This window comes from Microcystis sp. M53603_WE2 (assembly GCF_030065435.1).
The window spans coordinates 1-8,564 of sequence record NZ_JASJFF010000986.1; the positions used below are offsets into that span (position 1 = coordinate 1).

An 8,564-nucleotide genomic window follows, 5' to 3' on the forward strand; every position below is an offset into this window, starting at 1 on the left:
ACGATAACGGGGGTTTTCTGGGTTAATTGCCCCTTGGGTTTGACAATAATTAGATAAAGTTCCCTCTGACGACGGCTATCGGTTAAATCCAGCCGCATCTGTTCCACTTGTTGCGGTCCTGGTTGTCGGGGGTCGGTCATGGCGGTAAAATTAATTTCACCAGCCTTTTTAGCTTCTTCTAAGGATAATTGCGCCACCTTTTCCGTGAATACTGTGGTCGCTTTCAGGACGACATCGATCGCCCGGGCTAATCTTTGCACTTTTGTCACATCAATCTGCATATTAGTGGGCAGATTACGCAGCAGGCTAAGAATAGTTACCCCTTCCGGTTCAAAAGCTGATTTAACTAGGGCAGAACGCAGGGCAAATTTACCATTAATACCCCCTTGAATGGTGATCAGTTCCCCTAAAAGGTTGAGGATATCTTCCCCCATTGTGGTGTTAAAAAAGCGCGAGATCAGGACGGGATTAATTTCTTTACTTGTGGTTAAAGCTTGCCGAAATTCTTTTTGTTGTTCCGCAGTTGTATTACCTAAATATTGTCCTAGATTAGCGTCAATTCTGCCAGTTTTGGCAAACTTTTCTAGGGAACTAATTTCTAGGGTACGACTAAAGGGCGCTAAGATAAAAGTGATTCTCTCGGCCGAGAGGACAGGGAAGCTAGTCAGTATTGTTCCTAAGCAACCCAGAGCGATCAAGCGACCGATTTTAGCTAATTGCAACAAGTTTTTCTGCTCCTTTTCTTCCTGCGTTCCTATTCCCTCTGCATTATAACAGTAACTTCGCAGTTTTTAACGTTTTTTTTGCTTGACTATCAACAAAAATTATCAATTTGCCACGGTCGATAATCTTGACCTAGAATAACGGGTAACAAGTCTCGAAAATTCCAATCTCGCCGATTTCAAGCTACCTAATACCGGCGGTAGTCAATGATAACCGCTCACTGCTCATTATTTAAGGGTAAAAATGCCAAAGTTGCCACTACTTTCACCCCAAATTCTTCCTCAAAAACAGGTTTTTTATAGTCTAAACTCCACAATTCTAAAGCACAATCATCTTCAGCATTATTGGGAAAAAGATGCAGATGTAGGGTTCTATATTCAGGATCATACTTACATTCAATCTTTTTAATCGCTCCTATTTGTCGTCGATCTAAAGCCACGGCCAAGCGCAGTATAGCACTTAAATGTCTGACCATATACTGATAATATTCCGTTAATTTCATAAAATCATCGTGTCTTTTCTTCGGTTTACTTTTGCGGTGATAACGAGCGATATTAGCGATAACTTCTAACTCTGTTTCTGTATAGCCCAACAGTTCACCATTGCGAATTAAATAATAGGAATGTTTATGATGGGCAGCATGACTAACATATAAACCACTATTATGTAAAATTGCCGCCGCCCATAATAGATCTTTAGCCTCCTGATTCCAGGAATGTAATTGACCTTGAGTTTGCTCGAACAAAGACAGGGAAAATGCCGCTATTCTCTCAGCAGATTCTAAATTAACTTGATACTTTTTCGCTATTTTCAAGACACTGCGCTGACGGATTTCACTCTGATAAAGTAACCGATTATCAATTAACCCGTGCGTCAGCATCCAATCGACGATTACCCCTTCTCGCAAGGCCCTTTCACAGAGAACTAACTTATCAACATCTAACATGGTCATCGCTTCCAAAAGCACGATCGAACCAGCTAGAATTATCTCGGCCCGTTTATCGGACATCCCCAGAATTGCCAGCCTTTGATGGTAGTCCAAAACGGCGAAACGTTTGACTAATTCTTTGACATCTTTGCGGGTTAATTGATAACCATTTAAAGGATTAGGAATTTCCCCCAATTTCTCGAAAGCATGGATAGTCATCAAAGTTTCGATCGTCCCAGAAGTTCCCACTAAACGCGGCACTTCTCCCACCTGTAAATGATGTTTAATTTCCTCTACTGCCCGCTCTAACATTCCGCGGGTGTATGCTCTTAAATAGGCCAATTCTGTGGTACTAATGGGATCGGTGGTGATCAAATCTTGGGTCAAACGCACCGCGCCGATTTTGGTACTACTAAGAAAGCGAATTTCTTGACTATCAGCTAAGATTAATTCTGTGGAACCACCACCGATATCGATAATAATATGGGCTTGATTTTGGAAATCCATTCCCGAGACGACACCGAGATAAATCCGGCGCGCTTCCTCCTGTCCGGAGATGAGATTTACAGAAATACCGACTTCTTTCTCGATTAAAGCCAAAAATTCGTCGCCGTTGGTCGCTTCCCGGGTGGCGCTAGTGGCAACAGCGATAATCTGATCCGCATGGAGACTAATAGCCAGATCGTGACAGCGTTTTAAAGCGGCGATCGCTCTTTCCATGGCCGCTAGGGTTAATTTACCAGTTTTCCTATCTCGATCGCCCAGACGGACTGTATCCTTTTCTCTGGCAATAATCGTAAAAGCGGGTAAAGACGGTTCAATTTTCACCACTACCATGTGAACCGAATTCGTACCAATATCAATCGCCGCTAGGATTTGGACATCGGGGACTTTTGCCTGGGGCGCTAGTTCCCGATTGGGTGTAACTTGATTAGAAATATTCACCATCGCTTATCAGTGATCAGTTACCAGTCGGGGGATAGGTGTTAAGGCTGGTCTTATTATCCCTCTAATTGTCCGCCTCGGCGCAGCAATTTTAGCTTTGTATAGCAGTTGTCCTATTCGTCAATATACAATTTTCGCTGCTCCAGGGCCAATTGCCGGAATTCCCCTTCCCCAAATTCTCCCTCCCTGGGACGGCGCTCTCCCTCGGACTCGACTAAATAGATATAATCACAATCAACCCCTTCTAAATTGGTATTTTCGGCGATTTTCCAAGCTTCGATACAAGCGCCCGTCAGGGTGGCTCCCTGTAAATTGGCTCTCATCACGTTACTATGGGCTAAATTTGCCCCTTCTAGATTAGCGTAGGCTAAATTTGCCTCGCTCAAATTTGCCCTATTCAGGTTGGCATTTTTGAAGTTAAACCCAGAAAGATTTAGTCCGCGAAAATTATAGCCAATATAAGCTTTATTTTCCCCTTGACCAGTAACCAGAAGATTTCTAATCGCAACTTCGTCCAGAATTGTCTTTTCCCGACGCGCTCGCTCGATGCCCGATACCAGATAAAATCGAGTTCTAGTTAAATCTTTTGCCCTTAAATCGGTGGCTTTTAATTGCGCTCCTGTGAAATCAGCTTCTTTAAGATTTGCTCCGCAAAAATTTGTACCTTGACTGGCTAAAAAAGCAATTGCTATCGATTTCGCCATCGTTTCTCTTGATTCTTCTAGGGATAACCAAGCCAGATAAGCGGTGAATAAAGTACCACAAACCCCAACAATCAAAGCTATAGAAAAAGTTCCATTCATCACGGCTATTCCTGCTAATGCTCTCTGAAAAGCTAGTATAATTACTGTTAATAAACTTAAAATTAAGCTGATAAAAATTGCTAGGATAAAACTTGTTGATTGACCAGAAATCAAGGATAAAACTAAGGGTAATCCCCCAACTCGCTGACGATAAAATCTTCCGTAAATTAGGGATAAAATCGTGATTATCACCGCAGCAATGATTTTAAATTGGCTTACATCCGTCACCAGCATTAAAGCTAGATAATAACCAGCTAATCCCCACAGATAGCCGCAGAAAGCCGCTATTAACCAAGAAATTAAAATTAATTGTAGCCGACCGCGCTTTAGTAATCCTGCCCTGGCCTCGGTAAATTTAGTTCTCTCTAAAATAGCCCCTTGAAAATTAGTACCACGCAGATCTGCTTGACTAAAATTAGCCCCGGATAAATTCTGTCCGTGAAAACACTGTCCTTTTAATTTTACTCCTGTAAAATTGCGTTTCCCTTTGGCATATAAATCCAGTACCTCACTTGCTTTCATAGAAATTACGGAGGTCTGTTTTTTGCTTGATTGATTAATGTAATTCATAACAACTAAGTAAGTAAGTGGTTATAATTAAATTGAAGATAGATTTTGTCTTTGATCCTCCCTGCCCCCCTTAATACTAGGGCCGATTCATAGTAGGGTTGATTCATGAATCAACCCTACCCTTCTATCCCTTATAGGGATCTTTCTTAACAATTTTTTCATTAAGCACTCCAACTCTTATCCTGACTTGATTTCAGTTTTTTCTTTGTCAGTAAGGGTGTCAACAAGGAATATTACAAATTGTTAACCGAGTCTTGAAAGCGTTGTGCTACAAAGGTTTGAAATGTTAAGAAAGATGTGACTAATGGACAGCCTTGATAAGGGGGGTGTCTGATAATTTTTAACGCCTACCTACTTATTATCTTTTTAAAATTGGCTTTGGTTATTTGTTGGCAATTTATACTAAATCGGTTTTGAATAGTGCGATGAACTCCCAAGTTATGGATTGTTTCTCCCCGCTCCCCCGCCATCCTATCCCTTGTAAACAGGATTTAGTATAATACAGATTTAACTTGACAGACCCCTGGGGATGAGGGACTTTTTTTAGGGGTAATCCACGGCAAAAACAGCCCCTAAAACTGATTATTGACCCGGACTTGGTGCTTCTATCGGGGACTCTGGGGAAAGGGGAGTCGATTCAACTATTGGTGGTGGGGCCGGAGGTTGGAGAATATTGCGCCAGCCTCGTATTTGGGAGCGAGCCGAACTGTAAGCGGTACTTTCCGGGGATACGGATTCAGCAAGGCGAATAGCTTCCAGATAACTGCCATTATTAGCTAGGTCCGTGGCTAAAGACAAAAGCTGATAACTCCAACGTTCCAGCAATTCAGTCCGTTGCACACCCGCATCGGTTTTAGTGGAAATATTGGTAACTAAAGCAATCGCCTGGGTTAAACCTTCTGCGGTTCCCGTCGCCGCTAATTGATTAGCCTGTTGGAGATTTTGACGGGCCCGCAACTCTCGGCGCCAACGACGGATATTTTGGGAAGCTTCCGAGGAAAGAGTGCGACCGGGGGGAATTTGATTGGCAGTTTCGATCGCTGTGCTATAGTCTTTGAGATTGGCCAAAGCTTGAGCCTGATCTAAAATGGGTTGATCCTCCATGCGTTCAATCCGCACTTGCCAGTCGCGAATTTCCCTTTGGGCATCTCGGTATAAGGCCCGATTCTTAGCGATTGCCCGCGCCTGAATAATAGCGTTACTGAGGGAATTAATATCGCCGGGGAGAGCGATTTCCTGCGCCCGTTCTAAAATCGGCCGGTCTTCAATCACTTGTATTTGACGATTCCAAGAGGCAATTTCCTGCTGTGCTTGCGACCAGAGGGGGTTATTACGGGGAACCTCGCCCGCTTTCGCGATAGCGGTGCTATACTGCTCGATCGTACCTGCTTGTGCTAAATCTCTAGCCTCGGACAGTATTCTTAGATCCTGTACCTGTAACTGCCAGCGCTCCCTCATAGCTAGGGCCGTTTGATGGAGAGGTCGAGAAGCGTCGATTTGTTCTAGTCCCAGTATGCCGGCTTCCAATCCCTCCACCGTGCCGGCTTCCGCATCTAAGGCCGCTGCGGACAAGAGGGACCAATCGGTGACATCTTCTTTAATTTTGAGGTCTTTGGGGGTTTGGTTAGCCAAATCCCGGAGAGCTTGCCATTGCTTCCGCTCAATTAATCTTTCGGCGTATTCTTTTAGTTTATCCTCGGTTTTCCCGATTAATTTTTCTGCCTCCTGATAGGCATAACTGCTGGCTTGAATTTTTCTAGCTTCTTCGATGACTTTCAACCAATTGTCGAGACCGCCCCGGGCAAAGAGATTAAAGGCATTATCTAATTTACTGCTATCTTCCCGGGCGACGGTAATTTTAGCGAGCGCTTCATTATATTTAACCGTTGCCCAATATTCGTTATTTAAGTTCAATAAATCCACTGCTAGGCGGAAAGATTGATTCCAGTTGGAAGCGCGGAGATTTTCCTCTAGTTTGCTTAAGATATCGTTGCCTTCCGTCCAAGTTCCTTGCCACTTAGCGATTCTTTCTTCAATAATTGCCGCTACTGCCATATTATTGGGGATTTGACGAGCTTTAGTGATCGCTTGCTGTAAATTTCCCGCTTGATAGTCTTTTTCAGCCAAATTCAGGATATCTCGCGCCCATTCTTCCACCTGTTGATTAACTTGCGATCGCAAGGGATGGTCATCGGGTAAAGCTTCCACTAGGGCAATTGCTGCGAGTAAACCCTCCACGGTGCGACTATCGGCGGAAAGTTGAGCGCAGTAGAGACGCAGGGAGGCAGAAGCAATAGGCCAGAAGATTTTTGGGCAATTGGGCGACTTCTGCATATTTAATAACTGCCAAGTGGCGAGAAAGCCAACACCGCCAAAGACGACGACAAATAAAGCCGCCCAAACTTTCCAAGTGAAACGATGCTGGTATCGAGACCAAAAGAGAAAAAGAAAAGACTTAGTTTTCTCTGGCCAACGAGTCAGGGAGTCAATCGATTCTCGTTTGACTAGATTTTTGGTTAATTCTTTTCCTTTAAACATTCACGACTCCCTGACGGATATTTTAGATAGATTTTACCCTAAGGGCGCTCATTGCCCAACTTCTCAGCAAGATTCAGCTTGTAGAGACTCGACTAATTGGATTAATTGCGTCTCGTTGGCACTATACACTTCCTGGCAAAACTCACAGATGGCTTCCGCTTGTTTATCCTTTTCGATAATGTCTTTTAATTCATCGACCCCAAGGAATTTTAAAGCTCCTAAGGCCCGTTCAAAAGAGCAGTCACAATCAAAACGCAGCATCTGCACAGCTGGAAAAATTTCTAGACCCATATCTCCGAGAAGTTCCTGAAAAATATCTTCTAGACCCTTTCCTGCTCGTAAAAGGGGTGTAAATCCCGTTAATTTTCGCAATCTCGACTCTAAACGAGCCACCAAGACCTCATCCCTGGCGGCCTCTTTCGAGAGAACTTGTAATAAAATTCCCCCAGCTGCCGTTACTCCTGTGGTCGTACCGACAAAAACCCCCACTTGCAAAGCGGAGGGAATTTGTTCCGACTGGTCTAGGTAGTAGGCGATATCTTCCCCCACTTCCCCAGAAACTATCTCGACGATGCTTTCCTGAAGTTCATTTCTCTCCTCACCTTTTTCTTCCCGCAAGACTCGCACATAACCTTTGTTACCCACGGCGCGACCCACATCTAATTTACCCTGAGCATTGGGGAGTAATTCCACCTGGGGACAGTCCACATAACCCCGCACCGTGCCATCGAGTCCAGCATCAACTAAAACACCGCCTAGGGGACCGTCGCCTTTAATGCGAATATTGACCCTAGAACCGGGTTTTTTTAAACTGGAAGCCAAGAGTAAAGCCGATGCCATCGTGCGACCGAGAGCGGCAGTGGCTACGTTAGATAATTTATGTCTTTGGCGGGCTTCTTCGGTTAAACGAGTGGTAATCACTCCTACTACTCTAATTCCGCCATCGGCGGCCGTGGCGCGGATTAATTTATCTGCCATACTACTTACTGTTATCCTTGGAAAACGCTGTCCCGATTTTTAGTTATTCTTTAACTAACTTAACAAAAATTATCAGACAACAATATGTTCGGCAATTTTCAACAAAGTCAGCTGCGTATCGAAATCTCGGCCCGTGAACAGGCTATCCGGGATAGTTTGCTCAAAACTGCTCATCTCCGTCAATGGCTGTGGCCGCAAATGCTCTCGCCCAATCTACCCGATAAATTAGAGGAAGGTTTGACTTTTACCTCTTGGTTAGGTTTAATTCCCGTACAACATCAGGTTTTATTGGCCAATGACCAGTGTTTACGCTTGCTTTTGAGTCAAGGTATCGATGGCTATCACGAATGGTATTGGGGCGATGGTTGGTTACAATCGCGTTTAGAAGGCATTTCTTTCCTTCCCCTCAATCTCGGTCAAACTCTCAGTTTGTTGAAATTACGACTATTTTTGAGCAATCAAAAGTTAGAAGTGAAGGATTTAGGAGTGGCTAGTAAGTAAATCGCACTTTAAAAACCCAATTATGGATTGTCTCTCCCCGCTGCTCACTCTCCTACACCGGGAGAGTGGCTGCACTATGCAGGCCCTGGACTAATGACAGGCTAAGAACAGGGGTCTTCCCCCGACATTTGAGATAAAATCGATCTAGTTAAAAATTTAATTCCGAAACTATGTTCGACGCACTGGCCGACCGCTTAGAAGACGCATGGAAAAAATTACGAGGTCAAGATAAAATCTCCTCGGCCAATATACAAGAAACCCTCAAAGAAGTCCGGCGGGCCTTATTAGAAGCAGATGTTAACCTACAGGTAGTCAAGGGATTTATTGCTGAGGTCGAGAAACAAGCCCTCGGCGCTGAAGTTATTTCTGGAGTCAATCCCGGTCAGCAATTTATCAAAATTGTCTATGATGAATTAGTTAAAATTATGGGGGAAAGTAACGTTCCCCTAGCTCAGGCCGATAAACCCCCCACCGTAATTTTAATGGCCGGGTTGCAAGGGACAGGAAAAACCACCGCCACCGCCAAATTAGCCCTATATCTCCGCAAACAGTCCAAAAGCTGCCTGATGGTGGCCACC

At 44.2% G+C, this 8,564-nt stretch carries 7 protein-coding genes; 2 read left to right on the forward strand and 5 right to left on the reverse strand.

The annotated features are described in order from the left end of the window. The 5 genes from PX481_RS20835 to hslO form a co-directional block, all read right to left on the reverse strand. A partial coding sequence (locus tag PX481_RS20835) for an alpha/beta hydrolase (RefSeq protein WP_288095774.1) occupies positions 1 to 725 on the reverse strand: 725 nt, incomplete at its 3' end. A gap of 215 nt (positions 726 to 940) precedes the next feature. Next, positions 941 to 2,599, reverse strand: a complete 1,659-nt coding sequence (locus PX481_RS20840) for a Ppx/GppA phosphatase family protein (protein WP_288095776.1) — start codon at positions 2,597 to 2,599, stop codon at positions 941 to 943. Positions 2,600 to 2,709: 110 nt separating this feature from the next. Beyond that, entirely contained in the window at positions 2,710 to 3,921 is a 1,212-nt protein-coding gene (locus tag PX481_RS20845) for a pentapeptide repeat-containing protein (protein ID WP_223213003.1), read from the reverse strand. Between the two features lie 630 nt (positions 3,922 to 4,551). Continuing rightward, the gene (locus PX481_RS20850) at positions 4,552 to 6,507 is read right to left on the reverse strand and encodes a hypothetical protein (protein WP_002759589.1); all 1,956 of its coding nucleotides are present in this window, start codon (positions 6,505 to 6,507) and stop codon (positions 4,552 to 4,554) included. Between the two features lie 63 nt (positions 6,508 to 6,570). Then, positions 6,571 to 7,485, reverse strand: a complete 915-nt coding sequence (hslO, locus tag PX481_RS20855) for an Hsp33 family molecular chaperone HslO (protein WP_002759591.1) — start codon at positions 7,483 to 7,485, stop codon at positions 6,571 to 6,573. 84 nt (positions 7,486 to 7,569) lie between these two features. Here hslO and PX481_RS20860 point away from each other — a divergent pair, with 84 nt between their 5' ends. Beyond that, positions 7,570 to 7,986 carry a hypothetical protein gene (locus PX481_RS20860; RefSeq protein WP_002759593.1) on the forward strand — a complete coding sequence of 139 codons (417 nt, stop codon included), beginning with the start codon at positions 7,570 to 7,572 and terminating at the stop codon, positions 7,984 to 7,986. Positions 7,987 to 8,156: 170 nt separating this feature from the next. Next, a partial coding sequence (locus tag PX481_RS20865; RefSeq protein WP_288095778.1) for a signal recognition particle receptor subunit alpha occupies positions 8,157 to 8,564 on the forward strand: 408 nt, incomplete at its 3' end.